The sequence below is a fragment of the Alsobacter sp. genome (assembly GCF_059501845.1).
Genome location: NZ_JCACDK010000018.1, coordinates 1 through 19,800, shown reverse-complemented (window position 1 = coordinate 19,800; position 19,800 = coordinate 1). Strand labels below are relative to the sequence as shown.

20 protein-coding genes are annotated in these 19,800 nt (G+C 68.2%); 13 read left to right on the top strand and 7 right to left on the bottom strand.

Going from position 1 to position 19,800, the window contains the following annotated elements; translation table 11 throughout:
- Positions 1-125: 125 nt before the first annotated feature.
- From AC5JCN_RS14945 to AC5JCN_RS14935, 3 genes are read left to right on the top strand one after another with little or no spacing between them, the layout of a single operon-like run.
- Positions 126-962: a chorismate mutase gene (locus AC5JCN_RS14945; RefSeq protein ID WP_495755876.1), complete on the top strand. Its 837-nt coding sequence runs from the start codon at positions 126-128 to the stop codon at positions 960-962.
- A gap of 27 nt (positions 963-989) precedes the next feature.
- Positions 990-2,108, top strand: coding sequence for a pyridoxal phosphate-dependent aminotransferase (locus AC5JCN_RS14940; RefSeq protein WP_495755875.1), 1,119 nt, complete (start codon positions 990-992; stop codon positions 2,106-2,108).
- Positions 2,101-3,048 (top strand): prephenate/arogenate dehydrogenase family protein, encoded by a 948-nt coding sequence (locus tag AC5JCN_RS14935; protein WP_495755874.1) that lies wholly within the window; start codon positions 2,101-2,103, stop codon positions 3,046-3,048. The genes AC5JCN_RS14940 and AC5JCN_RS14935 overlap by 8 nt, the downstream gene beginning before the upstream one ends.
- Positions 3,049-3,125: 77 nt before the next feature.
- On the opposite strand, the gene AC5JCN_RS14930 is transcribed toward AC5JCN_RS14935, so the two are convergent.
- Complete coding sequence (locus AC5JCN_RS14930; protein WP_495755873.1) at positions 3,126-4,316, bottom strand: lytic murein transglycosylase; 1,191 nt, start codon at positions 4,314-4,316, stop codon at positions 3,126-3,128.
- A gap of 49 nt (positions 4,317-4,365) precedes the next feature.
- Complete coding sequence (locus AC5JCN_RS14925) at positions 4,366-4,902, bottom strand: L,D-transpeptidase (protein ID WP_495755872.1); 537 nt, start codon at positions 4,900-4,902, stop codon at positions 4,366-4,368.
- A gap of 193 nt (positions 4,903-5,095) precedes the next feature.
- On the opposite strand from AC5JCN_RS14925, the gene AC5JCN_RS14920 reads away from it, so the two are divergent.
- From AC5JCN_RS14920 to AC5JCN_RS14910, 3 genes are read left to right on the top strand one after another with little or no spacing between them, the layout of a single operon-like run.
- A complete protein-coding gene (locus AC5JCN_RS14920) occupies positions 5,096-5,848 on the top strand; it encodes a heme ABC transporter permease (protein ID WP_495755871.1) in 753 nt (250 codons plus the stop codon).
- Positions 5,845-6,018 (top strand): heme exporter protein CcmD, encoded by a 174-nt coding sequence (gene ccmD, locus AC5JCN_RS14915; protein ID WP_495755870.1) that lies wholly within the window; start codon positions 5,845-5,847, stop codon positions 6,016-6,018. The genes AC5JCN_RS14920 and ccmD overlap by 4 nt, the downstream gene beginning before the upstream one ends.
- 6 nt (positions 6,019-6,024) lie before the next feature.
- Positions 6,025-6,642 carry a DsbE family thiol:disulfide interchange protein gene (locus AC5JCN_RS14910; protein ID WP_495755869.1) on the top strand — a complete coding sequence of 206 codons (618 nt, stop codon included), beginning with the start codon at positions 6,025-6,027 and terminating at the stop codon, positions 6,640-6,642.
- An 85-nt stretch (positions 6,643-6,727) separates the two neighbouring features.
- Here AC5JCN_RS14910 and AC5JCN_RS14905 read toward each other — a convergent pair whose 3' ends face one another.
- The gene (locus AC5JCN_RS14905; protein WP_495757658.1) at positions 6,728-7,285 is read right to left on the bottom strand and encodes a septation protein A; all 558 of its coding nucleotides are present in this window, start codon (positions 7,283-7,285) and stop codon (positions 6,728-6,730) included.
- A 190-nt stretch (positions 7,286-7,475) separates the two neighbouring features.
- On the opposite strand from AC5JCN_RS14905, the gene AC5JCN_RS14900 reads away from it, so the two are divergent.
- Positions 7,476-8,177 carry a fumarylacetoacetate hydrolase family protein gene (locus AC5JCN_RS14900; protein WP_495755868.1) on the top strand — a complete coding sequence of 234 codons (702 nt, stop codon included), beginning with the start codon at positions 7,476-7,478 and terminating at the stop codon, positions 8,175-8,177.
- A gap of 33 nt (positions 8,178-8,210) precedes the next feature.
- Here the strand turns inward: AC5JCN_RS14900 and AC5JCN_RS14895 are convergent, their stop codons facing one another.
- From AC5JCN_RS14895 to AC5JCN_RS14880, 4 genes are all read right to left on the bottom strand, one after another.
- The gene (locus AC5JCN_RS14895) at positions 8,211-9,029 is read right to left on the bottom strand and encodes an ABC transporter permease (RefSeq protein ID WP_495755867.1); all 819 of its coding nucleotides are present in this window, start codon (positions 9,027-9,029) and stop codon (positions 8,211-8,213) included.
- Positions 9,026-9,937 carry an ABC transporter permease subunit gene (locus tag AC5JCN_RS14890; RefSeq protein WP_495755866.1) on the bottom strand — a complete coding sequence of 304 codons (912 nt, stop codon included), beginning with the start codon at positions 9,935-9,937 and terminating at the stop codon, positions 9,026-9,028. The genes AC5JCN_RS14895 and AC5JCN_RS14890 overlap by 4 nt, the downstream gene beginning before the upstream one ends.
- A 10-nt stretch (positions 9,938-9,947) precedes the next feature.
- A complete protein-coding gene (locus AC5JCN_RS14885) occupies positions 9,948-11,102 on the bottom strand; it encodes an ABC transporter ATP-binding protein (RefSeq protein ID WP_495755865.1) in 1,155 nt (384 codons plus the stop codon).
- Between the two features lie 61 nt (positions 11,103-11,163).
- Positions 11,164-12,279: a polyamine ABC transporter substrate-binding protein gene (locus AC5JCN_RS14880; RefSeq protein ID WP_495755864.1), complete on the bottom strand. Its 1,116-nt coding sequence runs from the start codon at positions 12,277-12,279 to the stop codon at positions 11,164-11,166.
- A 229-nt stretch (positions 12,280-12,508) separates the two neighbouring features.
- Between AC5JCN_RS14880 and AC5JCN_RS14875 the strand changes: the two genes are divergently transcribed.
- The 6 genes from AC5JCN_RS14875 to AC5JCN_RS14850 all read left to right on the top strand — a co-directional run bounded on the left by AC5JCN_RS14875 (position 12,509) and on the right by AC5JCN_RS14850 (position 19,680).
- Positions 12,509-13,243, top strand: a complete 735-nt coding sequence (locus tag AC5JCN_RS14875) for a GntR family transcriptional regulator (protein WP_495755863.1) — start codon at positions 12,509-12,511, stop codon at positions 13,241-13,243.
- A 70-nt stretch (positions 13,244-13,313) separates the two neighbouring features.
- Complete coding sequence (locus tag AC5JCN_RS14870; protein ID WP_495755862.1) at positions 13,314-14,705, top strand: glutamine synthetase family protein; 1,392 nt, start codon at positions 13,314-13,316, stop codon at positions 14,703-14,705.
- A 59-nt stretch (positions 14,706-14,764) separates the two neighbouring features.
- Positions 14,765-16,156, top strand: coding sequence for an aspartate aminotransferase family protein (locus AC5JCN_RS14865; protein ID WP_495755861.1), 1,392 nt, complete (start codon positions 14,765-14,767; stop codon positions 16,154-16,156).
- A 7-nt stretch (positions 16,157-16,163) separates the two neighbouring features.
- A complete protein-coding gene (locus AC5JCN_RS14860) occupies positions 16,164-17,480 on the top strand; it encodes an NAD(P)/FAD-dependent oxidoreductase (protein WP_495755860.1) in 1,317 nt (438 codons plus the stop codon).
- A 49-nt stretch (positions 17,481-17,529) separates the two neighbouring features.
- Entirely contained in the window at positions 17,530-18,888 is a 1,359-nt protein-coding gene (locus AC5JCN_RS14855; protein ID WP_495755859.1) for a glutamine synthetase family protein, read from the top strand.
- Positions 18,889-18,897: 9 nt separating this feature from the next.
- A complete protein-coding gene (locus AC5JCN_RS14850; RefSeq protein ID WP_495755858.1) occupies positions 18,898-19,680 on the top strand; it encodes a gamma-glutamyl-gamma-aminobutyrate hydrolase family protein in 783 nt (260 codons plus the stop codon).
- Positions 19,681-19,800: the final 120 nt, after the last annotated feature.

The window sequence follows — 19,800 nt, the reverse complement described above, 5'->3', positions numbered from 1 at the left end:
ACCCCTCTCCCGATTCGGGAGAGGGGCAGGGGTGAGGGATCGTCGCTTGGCCCGCGTTGCCTCGCCAACCCTTTGCCATCCGCCCCGTCCCGGCCTATGAAGGCGCCGTTCATGACGGGATGGCCATGGCCGGCGACGCTCCCATACCGACACTCGCGGATCTGCGCCGCGAGATCGACCGCATCGACGAGGAGATGCACCGCCTGCTGATGCAGCGCGGCGAGATCATCGACACGCTCATCACGGTCAAGAAGACGCAGGATTCCGGCTCGGCTTTCCGCCCGGGCCGCGAGGCCGACATGATGCGCCGCCTTGCCGCGCGCCATAATGGCCTGCTGCCCTTCGATACCGCCGAGAGCATCTGGCGCGTCATCATCTCCACCTTCACCTATGTGCAGGCGCCCTACCGCGTGCACGCCGACATCTCCGGCGGCGACGCACCCATTCGCGACACGACGCGCTTTCATTTCGGCTTCACCGTCCCCTACGTGCCGCACGACAGCGCCGGCGCGGTGATCGACGCCGTGGCGGGTTCGGCCGGCGACCTTGGCGTGTTCCGTGCCGAGCCCGGCCGTGCCGCCGGCGCGTGGTGGACGGCGCTGGCCGGCGAGGGCCGGCCGAAGATCATCGCCCGGCTTCCCTTCGTCGAGCGGCCGTCTCATCCGGCGGGCACGCCGGTCTACGTCGTCTCCAAGCCCATCGCCGACGCGGCCGTGCGCGAGGTCGTGCTCTACGCGCTGGGCGTCGAGCGCTGGCGCGAGGGGCTGCAGCCCGCACTCGCCGCCATCGGCGCGCGCGTCGAGCACAGCGCGGGAGACGATGCCGGGCTCGAGCTCCTGGTCTCGGCGCCCGGCGATGCCGGCGCCGACTCGATCACCGGGGCGATGGCCGGGCTCGGCGTGGGCGTCTTCGACCTGCGCGAGATCGGCAGCCATGCCGCCCGCTTCAAGCTCGATGCGTGAGTTCCTCTCAAGGCCGGACCCGAGATCATGACCGCCGCTGCCCCGACCCGCCCCGTTCCCCGCCCCGGCGTGCTCGCCATCGAGCCCTACGTGCCGGGCAAGAGCGCCGCGCCGGGCGTCGCCAAGGTGCACAAGCTTTCGTCCAACGAGACGCCGCTCGGCCCTTCTCCGGAGGCGGTGAAGGCGTACAGGGGGGCGGCGGAAAAGCTGGCCCTTTATCCCGAAGGATCCTCGGCCCGGCTGCGCGAGGCGATCGCGGGCAAGTTCGGGCTCGATCCCGCCCGCATCGTCTGCGGTGCCGGGTCGGACGAGATCCTGTCCTTGCTGACCAACGCCTATGTCGGGCCCGGGGACGAGGGCCTGTTCAGCGAGCACGGCTTCCTGGTCTACAAGCTCGCTATCCTGGCCGCCGGGGGCACGCCGGTCGTGGCGCCGGAGACTGATCTGACGGCCGATGTCGACGCCCTGCTGGCCCGCGTCACGCCGCGCACGAAGATCGTTTTCCTGGCCAATCCCAACAATCCGACGGGCACCTATATCCCGTTCGAGGAGGTGAAGCGCCTCCATGCGGGCCTGCCTCCGCATGTGCTGCTGGTGCTCGACGCCGCCTATGCCGAGTATGTGCGGCGCAACGACTACTCGTCAGGCCTGGAGCTGGTCTCGACCTGCGACAACGTCGTGATGACGCGCACCTTCTCGAAGATCTACGGGCTCGCGCTGCTAAGGCTCGGCTGGTGCTATGCTCCGGCCCACGTCGCCGACGCGCTGAACCGCATCAGGGGGCCCTTCAACGTCTCGGGGCCGGCCATGGAGGCGGGCATCGCGGCCATCGCCGACGAGCCGCACACGGCGGCCGCCATCGCCCACAACGAGCGCTGGCTCGCCTGGCTCACCGTGGAGATCGAGCGGCTGGGGCTGAAGGTGACGCCAAGCGTCGGCAACTTCCTGCTGATCCACTTCCCCGACACGCCCGGCCGCACGGCGAAGGACGCCGATGCCTTCCTGACCGCGCGCGGTCTCGTGCTGCGTGGCGTCGGTGCCTATGGCCTGCCGCGCGCGCTGCGCCTGACGGTGGGCGAGGAGGAGGCGAACCGCCTCGTCGTCGCGGCGCTCGCCGATTTCGCCGGGGAGAAGGCCCGTGCCTGACGGTCTCGGCCCGCGCCTCGCGGAGCCCCTGTTCGAGCGCGTCGTCATCGTCGGGATGGGCCTCATCGGCTCGTCCCTGGCGCGCATGGCCCGGCGCAAGGGCGTAGCCTGGACGCTCGTGGCCACCGACGCCTCGCCGGAGGTCTGCGCCCGCGTCCGCGCGCTGGAGATCGCGGACGAGGTCCATATCGACGCCGCCTCTGCTGCCGAGGGTGCCGACCTCGTCGTGCTCTGCGTCCCCGTCGGGGCCTGCGGCGCCGTCGCCGCGCGGGTCGGGCCGGTGCTGAAGCCGGGCTCCATTGTATCCGACGTCGGCTCGGTGAAGGGGGCCGTGGTGGCGCAGGTGCAGCCGCATCTTCCCGCCGGCGTCGCGCTCGTCCCGGGCCATCCCGTGGCGGGCACGGAGCATTCCGGCCCCGATGCCGGCTTTGCCACGCTGTTCGTGAACCGCTGGGCCATCCTGACGCCGCCGGACGGCACGCCGGAGGAGGCGACCGAGCGGGTCCGCGCCTTCTGGGAAGCGGCGGGATCGAACGTCGAGGTGATGACGCCGACGCATCACGACCTCGTGCTGGCCATCACCAGCCACGTCCCGCACCTCATCGCCTACAACATCGTCGGCACGGCGGCGGACCTCGAGGAGGTGACGCAGTCGGAGGTGATCAAGTTCTCCGCCGGCGGCTTTCGCGACTTCACCCGCATCGCCGCCTCCGACCCCACCATGTGGCGGGACGTGTTCCTCAACAACAAGGACGCGGTGCTGGAGATGCTGGGCCGCTTCAGCGAGGACCTGACGGCCCTGCAGCGCGCCATCCGCTGGGGCGACGGCGAGACGTTGTTCAACCTGTTCACGCGCACCCGCGCCATCCGCCGCGGCATCATCGATTCCGGCCAGGAGACGGCAGAGCCGGACTTCGGGCGGCGCAAGCCGGCGGAATAGAGGGTCGCAGCCACTTCGTTTGATCGCTTCGTCGCGACGCCCCTTGCAAAGATGGGGCGGGAGAGCCGGTTCGGGCCTCACCGCCCGGTGCGCAGCGCCTCCAGCACCTTCGCGGAGGGCCGGCCGTTCGGCGTGAGGCCGATGGACGACTGGATCTGGGCGACGGCAGCCCTGGTCTTGGCGCCGATCGCGCCGTCGGGGACGCCGACATCGAAGCCGCGCCGGGCGAGCAGCTCCTGCAGCTCCCGCTTCTCGGCCCTGGACAGTCCGGGATCATCGGTCGGCCACGGCGTCACGATCGGTCCGCCGCCGCGCAGGCGGTCCGAAAGGTGCGCGATCGCGAGCGCATAACTCTCGGCGGCGTTGTAGGCGTAGATGGCGTCGAAGTTACGCGTCACGAGGAAGGCCGGTCCGTCTCCGCCGGCCGGGAGCAGCAATCCGGCCGACCCGTCGCCGGGGAGCGCCCGGCCGTCTACGCGGCGGACGCCCTGCCCTGCCCAGCTGGAAAAGGGCTTCTTGTTCTTGCGCCCGGCGGTGCGCGTGTCGAAGCCCGGAGGCAGCTTTACCTCGAAGCCCCAGGTTGCGCCCGTCACCCAGCCCGCCTTGCGCAGGTAGTTGGCCGTGGACCCCAGCGCGTCGGGGATGGAGTCGACCACGTCCCGGCGTCCGTCGCCGTCGAGGTCGACTGCGAGGCGCAGGAAAGTTGAGGGCATGAACTGCGTGTGGCCGAAGGCGCCGGCCCAGGATCCCGTGAGGTGGGAGGGGTCGACGTCGCCGGCCTGCAGGATCTTCAGGGTCGCGGCGAGCTCGCCCTTGAAGTAGGCCTCTCGCCGTCCCGCATAGCACGACAGGGTCGCGAGCGACTGCACCAGCGGCCGGTCGCCAATGGCCTGGCCGTAATTGGATTCCACGCCCCACACGGCGACGATCGTGGTGCGGTCGACGCCGTAGCGGCTTTCGGCCGCCGACAGGGCGTTAGCGTATTTCCGCATCGCCGCCCGCCCGTCGGCGACGCGTTCCTCGTCGACGAGGCCGGCCATGTAGTCCCAGATCGGCGTCTTGAACTCCGGCTGGGAGTTCATCAGCTCGATCACCTTCATGTCGGGCTGGACACCCTGCATGGCGGCGTCGAACGTCGCCGTCGAGACCCCCTTCGCCGCCATGTCGGCACGCAGCCCGGCGAGGCAAGAGGGGAAGTTCGCCTGCGCCAAAGCGGGCGCGGAGCAGAGCAGGGCGAACAGGGTCGCGGCGGGCACGATTCGGCGCATGCGTGTCATGCTAGCGAAGCCTTGGGTTTGGGCCAACGTCCTGGGACGCTCAGGGCTCGACGATGACGGACGTGCCGACCTGCACGCGGTCGAAGAGGTCGATCACATCCTCGTTGAGCATGCGGATGCAGCCATAGGATGCGTAGGTCCCGACACTGGCGCGCATCTTCTTCGTGGTGCCGTGAATGGCATAGTCGCCGCGATCGAGCGTGAGAGCGCGTGCACCCATCGGGTTGTTGGGGCCGGGCGGGATCACGTCGGGCAGGCTGGGATTGTCGCGGCGCACGTCGTCCGGGGGAGCCCAGGCGGGCTCGACATGCTTGCCCTCGATGCGGGCGCGCCCGCTCCACTGTTTTCCCTGCCGGCCGACGCCGACGGGATAGCGGAGGGCCGTGCCGTCGCCGAGCGACAGATAGAGGCGCCGCTCGGAGGTGCGGACCACGACAACGCCGCCTGGGAAGCCGTCGAATACAACCCGCTCATACGCAGCGAGCACGCAAGACGGCCAGAGCCCCGCGAGCAGGAGGCCCCCCAGGACGGCAAGGGTCGAGATCCATGATGGGCTGTTCCGGCGCCGATACGCCACGCTCCGGCTCCCATTTCTCTTGAGGTCGATCCTAGCGGAGAGCGCCATGAGGTCGAATGCAACCATAACGCTTGGTTAACGGGAAGCGCCGCATTGGCCGCATGGGCGCGCGCCTTCGCCCGTGCACGCGCCCCCGCGGTTTCGAAGACTTCGTCGCATTGCCCCGGCCCGAAGCTGCCGCTAGAAGAGGCGCATGCTGCGTTTTGCCAACCCGACGCGTTTTCTCGGCCTCGCCCGCTTTCTGATCCCTGTTTTCGGGGTGATCGCCGCCGTGCTGATCGCGGCCGGGCTCTACATGGTGTTCTTCGTCTCGCCGGAGGATTACCAGCAGGGCGCCACGGTGCGCATCATGTACATCCACGTGCCTGCGGCCTGGCTCTCCATGGCCTGCTACACGTTGATGGCCCTGTCGGGCATCGGTACGCTGGTCTGGCGCCATCCTCTCGCCGACGTCTCGGCCAAGGCAGCCGCGCCGCTCGGCGCCGCCTTCACGCTCTTGTGTCTCGTCACCGGTTCGCTCTGGGGCAAGCCGATGTGGGGTACATGGTGGGTGTGGGACGCGAGGCTCACCTCCGTGCTCGTGCTCTTCCTGATGTATTGCGGCGTCATCGCGCTCTGGAACGCCATCGAGGATCCGACGCGGGCCGGGCGGTCCGTCGCCGTGCTGACGCTGGTCGGCTTCGTCAACATTCCGATCGTGAAGTTCTCGGTGGACTGGTGGAACACGCTGCACCAGCCCGCCAGCGTGATCCGCCTAGGCGGCCCGACCATCGACCCCTCGATGCTGTGGCCCCTCGTCATCATGGCGGTGGGAGCCACGTTCCTGTTCCTGGCACTCCATCTCGCCGGGATGCGGAACGAGATCCTCCGCCGCCGCGTCCGTGCGCTCGGCCTCGTCGCCGCGCAGCGCGAGGAGCCGCAGTTCGGCTCGGAGGCCAAGGCATGACCGGCGACCCGCATACCGGCTTCATCCTCGCCGCCTATGCCTTCGCCGCGGTGCTCGTGGCGGGGCTGATAGGGCGGTCCATGCTCGACCACCGGGCCCAGCTGCAGGCGCTCGCTCGGCTGGAGCAGTCCGGGCTCCGCCGCCGCTCCGGCGGCCGCGGGCAGGAGTAGGCCGCGATGAGCGCTCCGGAGCATGCATCGGGCCCTCTGGACGACGCTCCCGCCGCGCCGCGCCGGCGCCTCTTCGTCCTGGTGCCGCTGGCCATCTTCGCGCTGCTCGCGGCGCTGTTCCTGGCGCGCCTCTTCTCCGGCGATCCGCAGCGCCTGCCCTCAGCCCTCATCGGCAAGCCGGCTCCGGCCTTCGCGCTGCCGCCGCTCGAGAACCTGGCAAAGGACGGCAAGCCGGTTCCCGGCCTCTCGACCGACGCACTCAAGGGCCGCGTGACCCTCGTCAACGTCTGGGCATCCTGGTGCGCGCCCTGCCGGGAAGAGCACCCGGTGCTGCTCGAACTGTCGAAGGACCCCTCGGTCACGCTTGTGGGCATCAACTACAAGGACCAGCCCGACAATGCCCGGCGGTTCCTCGGTGCGCTCGGCAACCCCTTCGCCGCCGTGGGCGCAGACGTCAACGGGCGCGCGGCCATCGACTGGGGCGTCTACGGCGTGCCGGAGACCTTCGTGATCGCGCCCGACGGCACCATCGCCTACAAGCATGTCGGCCCGCTCACGGCGCAGGCCATCACCTCCGGTCCGTTCCGCGATGCCATCGCCGCGGCGGCGAAAAAAGGCGGGTAGCGCAGGCCGCTCGCCGTTTCGTCACTGCAGCCCGAGCAAAGCGACCCGAGCCCGTTCACCTAGGTTTCGCAGTGACAGGCCTCTCCTACGCGCCCTCGTCCTTGATCTCGTGCCGCAGGATCAGCGGCGTCTGGGCGAGGGCGAAGACCAGCGTGATCGGCATGATGCCGAAGACCTTGAAGTTCACCCAGAAGTCCTGCGTCTGCGTGCGCCAGACGACCTCGTTGACGACGGCGAGGAAGAGGAAGAAGACCCCCCAGCGGAAGGTGAGCCTCTTCCAGCCTATCTCGTCGAGCTGGAACACCGTGTCGAGCACGACGGGCAGGAGCGGCTTGCCGAAGGCCAGCCCGCCCAGCAGCACCGCGCCGAACAGCGTGTTCACGATAGTGGGCTTGAGCTTGATGAAGGTGTCGTCGTGCAGCCACAGCGTCAGGCCGCCGAAGATGAGCACCACGACGGCCGAGACCAGCGGCATTACCGGCAGATGCCGGGTCAGCACGTAGGACACGACGAGCGCCACGAGCACAGCGGCCATGAAGAGGCCGGTCGCCCAAAAAATGTCGGCGCGCTGGTTGCCGATGAAGAATACGACGAGCGGCCCCACCTCGAGCGCCAGCCTGAGCACCGGGTTGAGCTTGCGCATGCTGCGGCCTTCGAGCAGGCCGTTCTCCCCGGCCGCGTTGCCGGCCGTGTTCCTGTCGTCCATCGCCGTCCCTTCCGCGGGTTGTCTCAGCGCGCCCGCGCCTTATGGTAGGCGTCCTTCTAGCAGAGCCCGCCGCGTCCGCGCCACCGGCCCGGCACCGTCGGACGCAAACGCCTCCGGGACCCGCTCCATGACCTCATACGTGTTTGAGCCCGCGCCGCGTGCCGCCCTGCCCGTGGCCGGGACAGACCGGCTCTTCCCGGTCCGCCGCGTCTACTGCATCGGCCGCAACTACGCCGCCCATGCCCGTGAGATGGGCGGCAACCCCGATCGCGAACCTCCCTTCTTCTTCATGAAGCCCGCCGACGCGCTTCAGCCCATCCCGGACGGCACTGTGGGGGAGCATCCGTATCCGCCGGGCACGGCCAACTACCATTTTGAGGCCGAGATGGTGGTGGCGCTGGGCAAGGGGGGAACCAACATTCCCGAGGCTGACGCGCTGGAGCATGTCTTCGGCTATGCCGTCGGGCTCGACATGACCCGCCGCGATCTCCAGGACGAGGCCAAGGCGCTGCGACGGCCCTGGGAGATCGCCAAGTCGGCCGATCTGTCGGGCCCTGTAGGGCTCATCCATCCGGCAGCCGCGGTCAGCCATCCCTCAGCGGGCCGTCTCCGGCTCGCCGTAGACGGCGCCGTCCGGCAGGACGCCGACCTCGCCCAGATGATCTGGTCCGTGCCGGAGCAGATCGCGATCCTGTCGCGCTTCTACCGGCTGGAGGCGGGCGACGTGATCTTCTCCGGCACGCCGGAGGGTGTCGGCGCGGTGGAGCGTGGCCAGACGATGGAGGTCTCCATCGAGGGATTGGGCGCGATCCGGGTGCGCGTCGCGTAGGACCTGAGCGCCGACGCTCCCCGCAGTGACGATCTACGGAGCGGCGTTGGCCAGTCTTTCGGCCCGCTCGCGCTCGGCCTCCTGCCGCTTGGTGACTACCGAGGCGATGATGACGATCACCGTCACGACGAGGATCATCAGCGTGCAGATGGCGTTGATCTCGGGTTTCACGCCGAGCCGCACGTCCGAGTAGATGCGCATCGGCAGGGTCGTCGCCCCCGGGCCTGTCGTGAAGCTGGCGATGACGAGGTCGTCGAGCGACAGCGTGAAGGCCAGCATCCAGCCCGACACAATGGCCGGCATGATCAGCGGCAGGGTGATGCGGAAGAACGTCTTGGCCGGCGGGCAGCCGAGGTCCATGGCCGCTTCCTCCAGGCTCCTGTCGAAGGTGACGAGGCGCGACTGCACCACCACCGCCACGAAGCAGAGCGTGAAGGTGATGTGGGCGAGCGTGATCGTCCAGAAGCCGCGGTCGAAGCCGATGGCGACGAAGAGCAGAAGCAGGGACAGGCCGGTGATCACCTCGGGCATGACGAGGGGCGCGTAGACCATGCCGGAGAACAGCGAGCGGCCGGTGAAGCGGCCGTAGCGCGAGAGCGCCAGCGCTGCCAGCGTGCCGAGAACGGTCGACGCGCTTGCCGAGATGAAGGCGAGCTTCAGCGTCACCCAGGCTGCGTCCAGCAGCTGCTGGTTGCGGAAGACTTCGCCGTACCACTTCGTCGACCAGCCGCCCCACACGGCGACGCTGCGCCCGGCGTTGAAGGAGTAGAGGATGAGGATCAGGATGGGGATGTAGAGGAAAGCGAAGCCGAGGGTCAGCGATACCGCGTTGAACCAGGAGAAGCGCTTCATCGCCCGCCCTCCTGCAGCTTGGCCTGGTTGTTCTGGAAAATGACGATCGGGATGACGATGACCGCCAGCAGCACGATGGCGACGGCCGACGCGGCCGGCCAGTCGCGGTTGTTGAAGAACTCCTCCCACAGCGTCTTGCCGATCATCACCGTGTCCGACCCGCCCAGCAGGTCGGGGATGACGAACTCGCCGATGGCCGGGATGAAGACGAGGAAGCAGCCGGCGAGCACGCCCGGGAGCGAGATCGGGAAGGTGATGCGCCAGAAGGCCTGGAACGGCGTGCACCCCAGGTCCTGCGCTGCCTCGAGCAGCGTGTCGTCCATCTTCTCCAGCGTGGAGTAGAGCGGCAGCACCATGAAGGGCAGGTAGGAATAGACGATGCCGATATAGACCGCGACGTCGGTCTGGAGGATGACCAGCGGCTGGTCGATGACGCCGAGCCAGAGCAGCGCCGTGTTGAGCAGGCCCTCTTCCGAGAGGATGCCGATCCAGGCGTAGACGCGGATCAGGAAGCTGGTCCAGAACGGCAGGATCACCAGCATCAGCAGCGTCGTGCGCCAGGTGCGCGGTGCCCTCGCCATGCCGTATGCCAGCGGATAGCCGATCAGCAGCATCAGGAACGTCGAGACCGCCGCGATGACGATGCTGGAGAGATAGGAGCGAATATAGATGCTGTCTTCGACCAGGCGCTGGTAATTGTCGAAGCTCAGGCTCTGCAGCTTTTCCCACCAGCCGGACAGGCCGTCTGCCCAGTCGAGCGCCGGAACATAGGGTGGCTGGGCGATTTCGGAGGCCGAGAAGCTGATCTTCAGGACGATGATGAACGGCACGAGGAAGAAGGCCAGCATCCACGCATAGGGGATGGCGGTGACCCAGAACCGGCCCCAGTTGCGCCCCGGCTTTTTCATCGCTGCCCCCTCAGCGCGTCAGCAGGATGCCGGCATCCGGCGTCCAGCTGAGCCACACCTTGTCCTCCCAGCTGATCGGACGTTCGACGAGGCGTTGCGTGTTGGCGACCGTGGCGCGGACCGTCGCGCCGCCCGCGAGCCGCACGTGGTAGATCGAGACGTCGCCGATATAGCCGATGTCCCAGACCTCGCCCTGCGCGGTGTTGACTGCTCCGGCAGCGGGCGCATCGAGGCTGATGCGCACCTTCTCCGGCCGCACGGCGAACCACGCCTTGCCGCCGGCGGGGGCCTCGACATCGGTTTCCACCTCGACCGGGTTGCCGGTGTGGCAGCCGTCCAGCCGGATCAGGCCCGGGCGGCCGCCGCCCGTCACGGCGCCTTCGAGGATGTTGATGTCACCGATGAAGTCGGCGACGTAGCGGCTCGCCGGCTGCTCGTAGATGACGCTCGGCGGCGCGACCTGGACGAGACGGCCCTGGTCCATCACCGCAATGCGGTCGGCCAGCGTCATCGCCTCTTCCTGGTCGTGGGTGACGATGAGGAAGGTGATGCCGAGGTTCATCTGCAGGTCGATGAGCTCGAACTGCGTTTCCTCGCGCAGCTTCTTGTCGAGGGCGCCGAGCGGTTCGTCGAGCAGCAGCACCTTGGGCTTCTTGGCAAGCGAACGGGCGAGCGCAACGCGCTGCCGCTGGCCGCCCGAGAGCTGGTTGGGCTTGCGCTTGGCGAAGCTCTCCAGCTTGACCATGCGCAGCATCTCCTGGACGCGGCTCTCGATCTCGCCTTTCGGCAGACCGTCCATTTCCAGCCCGAAGGCGATGTTCTTCTCGACCGTCATGTGCGGGAAGAGCGCGTAGGACTGGAACATCATGTTCACGGGACGCTTGTGCGGCGGCATCCCCGTGAGTTCGACACCCCCCAGGAGCACCTGGCCCTCGGTCGGTTGCTCGAAGCCCGCGAGCATGCGCATCAACGTGGTCTTGCCACAGCCGGACGGGCCCAGGAGGGCGAAGAACTCGCGCTCGTAGATGCCGAGGCTGACGCCCGCGAGGGCCGTGAAGTCGCCGAAGCGCTTCACCACGTTGCGGAACTCGATCAGCGGTTTCGCCGCGGGATCCTCCCACGGGGCGAACTTGCGGCGGATGGGTCCGAGTGACTTCGTCGCCATGATGATCCCGGGCGCTTGGCTCAAAAAAAGGGCCCGGCGGATGCCGCCGGGCCCGATGGGCTTAGGATTTGCGCTTCATGTCCCGCCAGGCGCTGGTCAGCTCGCGCTGCTCCTTCTGGCTGCGCTGCGGGTAGGATTTCAGCTTCGCCATCACGTCGGCGGGCGGGTAGATGCTCTTGTTGTTCAGGATGGCGGGGTCGACGAACTTTTGCGACGCGAGGTTGCCGTTCGGATACTGGATGTAGTTGGAGGCCGCGGCCGCCACTTCCGGCTTCATCATGTAGTTGATAAAGGCCAGCGCCTCGTCCGGGTGCTCCACGTCCTTCGGGATCGCGAAGTTGTCGAAAAACAGCATCGCCCCTTCCTTCGGGATGATGTAGCTGATCTCGACCTGCTTCTTCGGATCCTTGACGGTCTTGTTCTTCTCCTCGGCACGGGCGGCAGCCTGCTTGATGTCACCCGACCAGCCGAGCACGGCGCAAACCTCGCCGTTGGCGAGAGCGTTGATGTACTCGGAGGAGTGGAACTTGCGGATGTTGGGCCGCACCTTCTTGAAGTGCTCCACCGCCGCCTTGAGGTCTTCCGACTTCGTCGAGGTGGGGTCGAGCCCGAGATAGATGAGGACGGCCGGGATCACCTCGTCGCTGGCGTCGAGCATCATGACGCCGCAGTCCTTGAGCTTGGCGACCGTCTCGGGATCCATCAGGATCTTCCAGCTGTCGAGCGGTACGTCGCCGAGGCGCTCCTTCACCTTGGCGACGTTGTAGCCGATGCCGGTGGTGCCCCACATGTAGTTCACGGCATACTGGTTGCCGGGATCATAGGTCTCGAGACGCTTGGAGATGTCGGGCCAGACGTTGGCGAGGTTCGGCAGCTTCGACTTGTCGAGCTTCTCGAACACACCGGCCTGGATCTGGCGGCCGAGGAAGTTCGCCGAGGGCACGACGACATCGTAGCCGGTCTTGCCGGCCAGGAGCTTGGTCTCGAGCAGGTCGTTGGAATCGAAGACGTCGTACTTGACCTTGATCCCGGTTTCCTTGGTGAAATCCTCAAGGATCTTGGGATCGATATAGTCCGACCAGTTGTAGACGTTGACGACTTTGTCCTGCGCCGCGGAAGGCATCACGCCCGCTGCGAGGACCGCGGCAAAGCCCGCCGCGGCCAAGAAACGCTTCATGTCTTCACCTCATCTCCCGTCGACCCGGCCGGAGCGCGCAGGCTGCCCGAAATTGGCAAGACGCATGCCAGCAGGTGCGCCTCGCCGGTCGGCGGCGGTCCGTGCCGCCGCTTCGGGCCTTCCCTGCAATCCGCTTGCCCCGGGTCCCCATCCTATGAAAATGTGATCACACCGGTTCGGCAGTGTCAATCGTACATGAACCGGACGCGAAAAGAGCGCGGACACGACAATGGCGAGAAAGCTGACCGCTGCCAAGGCCGAGATTGGCTCGGGGGAGACTCGGCCGAAAGCCGGGAATGCGCCCGCCGGCAGGCCCAAGCACGACCAGGTTTACCGCATTCTGCGCGATACGCTCATCAGCGGGCGGATCGTTCCGGGCCGGGGCGTCACACTGCGGGGACTTGCCGAAAGCCTCGACGTGTCCCCCATGCCGGTACGCGAGGCCATCCGCCGTCTGGCTGCCGAGGGCGGCCTGTTCGTGGGAGCCAACCGGCGCGTCTACGTCCCCCCGATGACCGCCGACCGCTTCGACGAGCTGGTGCGCGCGCGTACGCTGCTCGAGCCCGAGCTCGCCGGACGTGCGTTGTCTCATATCGATTCTACTCGCGTGGCGCGCATCCGTATGGCCGACGACGACATCGAGGCCGCGCTCGCGAACGGCGACGTCGAGGGCTACATGGCGGCAAACCGGCGCTTCCATTTCGAGATCTACACGGCCGCCCCCTCGAGCGTTCTCCTGCCCATGGTGGAAAGCCTCTGGATCCAGTTCGGACCGTTCATGCGCGCGGTCTATGGCCGTGTCGGAACGGCCATTCTCGACGACCAGCATGTCCGCGCCGTTGCCGCCATCGAGGCGCGCGATGAGCAAGAGTTGCGGGAGGCAATCCGCGCCGACATCCTGGACGGCATGAGGATCATCGGCACTTCTGCCCTGGCGCCAGAGGCGGAACTGCGCACGGAATGAGCGGCCGAGTTGACGCCTCTGTCGCGGGCTGCCAAAATGTGATCACAATTCGGAACGAGCGACACACATCATGGGCAAGAAGCGGACGGCCAAGAAGCAGGACGCGCGCGGGGTCAAGAACGTCGCCGAAGCCGCCGAATGGCTGGAGGCGCGCGGGCTGGAAGACATCGAGTGCATCGTGCCCGACATGTCTGGCGTCGCACGGGGCAAGATGATGCCCGTCGCAAAGTTCGCCGACGCGCCCGACATGTCGATGCCCGGCTCGATCTTCCTGCAGACCATCACCGGCGACTATCCGGAAGAGGATGACGGTTTCAGCTTCGATCCGGCCGATGGCGACATCATGCTAGTGCCGGACTACTCGACGCTGTGCGTGGTGCCGTGGGCATCGGACCCGACGGCGCAGGTGATCCATGACGCCTACCACCGCGACCGCCGCCCGGTTGATCTCGCACCGCGCCAGCTGCTGCGCCGCATCATCGATCTTTACCGCCACAAGGGCTGGAAGGCGATCGTCGCTCCGGAGCTCGAATTCTACCTCGTCGAGCGCAACCAGGATCCCGACTACCCGCTGAAGCCGCCGGTCGGCCGGTCCGGCCGGCCCGAGACGGGCCGCCAGTCCTATTCCATGGCGGCGGTGAACGAGTTCGACGATCTCTTCGACGACATCTACGATTTCTCCGAGGCCCAGGGCCTGGAAATCGACACGCTGATCCACGAGGAGGGCGCCGCCCAGATGGAGATCAATCTCCGTCACGGCGACCCGCTGGCGCTCGCCGACCAGGTGTTCCTGTTCAAGCGCACCATTCGCGAGGCGGCGCTGCAGCACGACATGTACGCCACCTTCATGGCCAAGCCGATCGCCAACGAGCCCGGCTCGGCCATGCACATCCACCAGTCCGTCGTTGACATCGAGACCGGCCGGAACATCTTCTCCGGTCCCGACGGCGCGCCCACGCCCGAATTCTTCGCCTTCATCGCGGGCCAGCAGCGCTACCTGCCGCACGTGATGTGCATCCTGGCTCCCTATGTGAACTCCTACCGCCGGCTGATGCGCCGCTCGGTGGCGCCGATCAACGTCCACTGGGGCTATGACAACCGCACGGTCGGCCTTCGCGTGCCGCATTCCTCGCCTGAGGCGCGCCGCATCGAGAACCGCGTGCCGTCGTCGGACGCCAATCCCTACCTGGCCATCGCGGCCTCTCTGGCCTGCGGCTACCTCGGCATGATCGAGCAGTCGACGCCAAGCGAGCCGATCGAGGGCTCCGCCTACACGCTCGATTTCGGCCTGCCGCGCGGCCTGCTCGAGGCGGTGGCGCTGTTCGAGGAGTGCGAGGAGCTCGCCGACATCTTCGGCCGCTCCTTCGTATCGACCTATCGCGCCATCAAGCAGGCCGAGTTCGAGACGTTCATGCGGGTGATCAGCCCATGGGAACGCGAGTACCTGCTGCTCAACGTCTAGCCCGACAAGTCCGGCCGGCCGCCGCGCCGTCCGGCGCCGTGGATCCCGGAGGTTACGCCATGTCCGCCTCGAACCTGTACCCGACCTCCGAGCTGCGTGCCGCCGATGCGCGGCACTACATGCATCCCTTCACCGATTTCCGCTCGCTGGCCCGGGAAGGCAGCCGCGTCATGGTGAAAGGGCAGGGGGTCTGGCTGTGGGACTCCGAGGGCAACCGCTACCTCGACGGCATGGCCAGTCTCTGGTGCACCAATATCGGCCATGGACGACCGGAGATCGCAGAGGCCGTTCACGCCCAGATGGGCGAACTCGCCTACTACAACTCATTCTTCAAGACGAGCAACGCCCCGGCGATCCGCCTGGCCGAACGCCTCGCCGGCCTTGCGCCGGAGGGTGTGAGCCGCGTCTTCTTCTGCGGCTCCGGCTCGGAGGCGAACGACACCGTCGTGCGCATGGTGCGCTACTACTGGGCCCTGCGGGGCGAGCCGCAGCGCAGCGTCATCATCAGCCGGGTGAACGGCTATCACGGTTCCACCATGGCCGGCGCCTCGCTCGGCGGCATGGCGCTGATGCACGGCCAGGGCGGCCTTCCGATCCCCGGCATCGTGCACATCCCCCAGCCCTACTGGTTCGGCGAGGGCGGCGACGTGAGCCCGGCCGAGTTCGGCCTGTGGGCAGCGCGCCAGCTGGAGGCAAAGATCGAGGAACTCGGCCCCGAGACCGTGGCCGCCTTCATCGCCGAGCCGATCCAGGGGGCCGGCGGCGTCATCATCCCGCCCGAGACCTACTGGCCCGAGATCAAGCGCATCTGCGCCAAATATGGCATCCTGCTCGTCGCAGACGAGGTGATCTGCGGCTTCGGGCGGACGGGGCACTGGTTCGGCTCGGATCTCTACGACCTGCAGCCCGACCTGATGCCGATCGCCAAGGGCCTGTCGTCCGGGTACCTGCCCATCGGCGGCGTGATGGTGTCCGACCGGGTCGCCGCGGTGGTCGTCGACCAGGGCGAGGAGTTCTTCCACGGCTACACCTATTCCGGCCACCCCACCTGCGCCGCGGCCGCACTGGAGAACCTGCGCATCCTGGAGGACGAAGGCATCGTCGACAGGGTGCGCAGCGACATCGGCCCTTACCTGCAGGCCCGCTGGCTTGCGCTCGGCGAGCATCCGCTTGTGGGCGAAGCCCGCATGACGGGCCTCATCGGTGCGCTGGAGCTGGTGCCCGCCAAGCCCTCGCGGACGCAGAAGTTCACCCCGACCGGACAGGTCGGAACCCTGTGCCGCGACATCTCCTTCGCCAACGGCCTGATCATGCGCGCCGTCCGCGACAGCATGATCATCTCGCCGCCTCTGGTCATCACGCATGAGGAAGCCGACCAGCTGGTCGCGCTGGCCCGCAGGACGCTCGACGACACCTGGGCCGAGCTGAAGCGCACCGGCCGCGTGGACTGATGCCGCGATGACCGCGCAACCGCACTGGCCGGGTGCCCCGGGAGGGCTGGGAGGCGAAGCCCATGCGCCCTCCTGGTACGCGGCCACGGCGCGCGGCGCGCATCCCCGTCCCTCGCTGGAAGGCGACGTCACGGCCGACGTGTGCATCGTCGGCGGCGGGTACACCGGCCTCTCCGCCGCTCTGCACCTGGCGGAGCGCGGCCGCTCGGTGGTGCTGCTCGAGGCCAACCGCCTGGGCTGGGGCGCCTCCGGCCGCAATGGCGGCCAGCTCCATTCAGGCCAGCGCCGGGACCAGCCCACGCTCGAAGCCTGGTTCGGCCAGGCCCGCGCCCGCCAGCTCTTCCACCTTGCCGAGGAAGCGAAGGCGACCGTGAAGGGCCTGATCGCGCGCCATGCCATCGACTGCGACTGGCGCGACGGCCTGATCCACGCCATGCACAAGCAGCGCTACGTGCCGGAGATGCGGGACGAGGTTCGCCACCTGCAGGACCGCTACGGCATGGGCGGCCTCTCCGTCCTCGACCGCGACGAACTCGCCGCCGCCATCGGCACGCCGGTCTATTTCGGCGGCATGCGAGATGCGACGGCCGGGCACCTGCACCCCCTCAACTATGCCCTTGGACTTGCCCGCGCGGCCGAGGAGTCCGGTGCCAGGCTGTTCGAGGACAGTGCCGTCCTGTCCATCGGCGAGGGGGCGGCGCGCGAGGTCAGGACGGCCCGCGGCAGCGTCCGGGCCGCCAGCGTCATCCTCGCCTGCAACGGCTATCTCAGCGGCCTCGAGCCCGACACCGAGGCGCGGGTGATGCCGATCCACAACTATATCCTGGCCACCGAGCCGCTGGGCCAGCGTGCCCAGGCGCTGATCCCGGGCTGGGAGGCGGTCGCCGACAGCCGCTTCGTCGTCCATTACTGGCGGCTTTCGCCAGATGGCCGCATGCTGTTTGGCGGCGGCGAGAGCTATGGGCGCGGGTTTCCGCCCGACCTGAAGAGCTTCGTGCGCACCCATATGCTGCGCATCTATCCGCAGCTGGCCGATGCCCGCATCGATTTCGCGTGGGGTGGCACCCTCGCCGTCACCCTGAAGCGCCTGCCCTATCTGCGACGCCTGCGGGCAGGCCTTTACACGGCCTGCGGCTATTCCGGGCAGGGCGTGGGAACCGCCACCTTCGCGGGCAAGCTGCTGGCCGAGGCGATCTGCGGCGACGAGGAGCGCTTCGACGTCTTCGCCGCCCTTCCAGCGCCCCGTTTTCCCGGCGGCGTCTGGCTCCGCCATCCCACCCTGGTGCTCGCCATGACCTGGTTCGCCTTGCGCGACCGGCTGTGACGGAGCCAGCCATCATGCCGACCGGCATCACCTCGCCATGGAGCTTCCGATGAACGTCGCCACCCCGGCCGAGGAGTGGCGCGCCTTCCTCGCGCGCCACCCCCAGACCCGCTACGTCGATGCCTTCATGATCGGGCTGAACGGCATGGCTCTCGGCAAGCGCGAGGCCGCCTCGGATCTCGAGCGGATCTTCCGCTCCGGCGTCACCTTCTCCTCCTGCGCCGCGGTGCTCGACGTGCACGGCCATGGCTGCAACGCCTTCGGCATCGGCGGCGACGACGGGGACCCCGACGCGCTCGGGCGGCCGGTCCCGGGAACCCTCGCCCCCGTCCCGTGGGCCTCCATGCCGACTGCGCAATGCCTGCTGGACATGCGCAACGCCGAGACGGGCGAGCCGATCTGGTTCGACCCCCGGGCCATCCTCGCCGACATCACGCAGCGGCTGCGGGCCGACGGGCTGCATCCCGTGGTCGCCTGCGAGCTAGAATTCTACCTCATCGACGGGAAGCGCACGCAGGAGGGCGGGATCCGGCCGGCGCCGCTGACGCGCACGGGGGAGCCGCCGCGTTCGCCGGCCAATCTCAGCGTCGAGCAGGTGGAGGAATATGCCGACTTCGTCCGCGAGGTGGCCGACGCCGCGCAGGTGCAGGGCATTCCCGCCACGACGGCGGTGGCCGAGTACGGCCTCGGCCAGTTCGAGATTAACCTCCACCACGTCGCCGATCCCGTGCTGGCGGCGGACCATGCCGTGCTGCTGAAGCGCATCATCCGAGGCGTGGCGCGGGCGCGGGGCCAGGACGCGACCTTCATGGCCAAGCCCTACATGGACCAGCCGGGCAGCGGCCTGCACGTGCATGTCAGCATGACCGACGGCAGCGGCGACAATGTATTCGCGGCCAAGGGCGGCCAGGAGCTGATCGAATCCGCCATTGCCGGCCTGCAGGCGACGCTGCCGGAGGCCCTGTCGATCTTCGCGCCGAATTTCAGCGCGTTCCGCCGCTACCAGCCCGGCCTCTTCGCGCCGCTCGGCGGCAGCTGGGGCCACAACAACCGTTTCGCCGCCTTCCGCATCCCGCTCGGCGACGGTCCGGCGCGGCGCGTCGAGCACCGCGTGGCCGGCGCGGATGCGAGCCCGCACCTCGCCCTCGCCGCCATCCTCGCCGGCATGCATCACGGCGTCGCCGGGCGGCTGCGGCCGACGCCCGAGGCGAAAGGGGCAACGCATGACGGGGACGCGCTGCCGCTCGCCCGCAACTTCTTCGAGGCGCTGGACCGGTTCGCCGAGGCCCCGATCCTCTCGCGCTATTTTCCGCAGCGCTACCCCGCGCTCTATCGCGAGTTGAAGCTGGGGGAATTCGGCGACATGTTCGCCGAACCCGTGCCGCGCGAGTTCGACTACTACCTTTGAGGGCCGGAGATGAGCCTCGCCCATCCCGTCATTGCCGTCATCGCCGACATCAAGCCCCTCAACGGGCAGATGATCCATTCCGTAACGGAGAAGTACCTCTTCGCCGTGGCGCGGGGAGCAGGCGCCCTGCCGTTGGTTATCCCCGGCCGTATCAGCGGCCTCGACGGCGCCCCCTCGCCGGCCCGCCCGGACATCGACAGGATCCTCGCGCTGGTGGACGGGCTGTTCCTGCCCGGCAGCCCCTCCAACGTCGATCCGTCGCACTATGCCGGCAGCCTGCAGCGCCCCGGGACGCTGCTGGATCCCCACCGCGACGACCTCTCGCTGCGCCTCATCCGTGCCGCCGTCACGCACGGCGTGCCGCTGCTCGGCGTCTGCCGGGGCTTCCAGGAGCTCAACGTCGCCTTTGGCGGCACGCTGCACCAGCACGTGCACGAGGCCGGCTTCGCCGATCACCGCGAGGACAAGGAGCGTCCGCTCGACGAGCAGTACGGGCCGGCCCACGCCGTGGCGCTTGCGCCGGGGGGCATTCTCGCCCGGCTGGCGGGACGGGAGACGGCCCTGGTCAATTCCCTGCACGGTCAGGGGATCGACCGGCTCGCGCAGGGCCTCGCCGTCGAGGCGACCTCGGCGGACGGGCTGGTCGAAGGCGTACGGGTGGAAGGCGCGCCGGGCTTCGCGCTCGCCGTCCAGTGGCACCCGGAATGGCGCTTCTGGGATGATCCGCTTTCGCAGGCCATTTTTTCGGCCTTCGGCGACGCTGCGAGGGCCCGCTCCGTCGCGCGCGCCTGAGCGGGGCGCCTGCTCTGTCTGCCCGGGCTTTCAGTACGCTCCGCGCGAATTTCCAGCATGATGCTTTTTTTCGTGACGTGGTGTTGACAGGCAAAAGGGGCGGGGTCTATATGGCGGCCA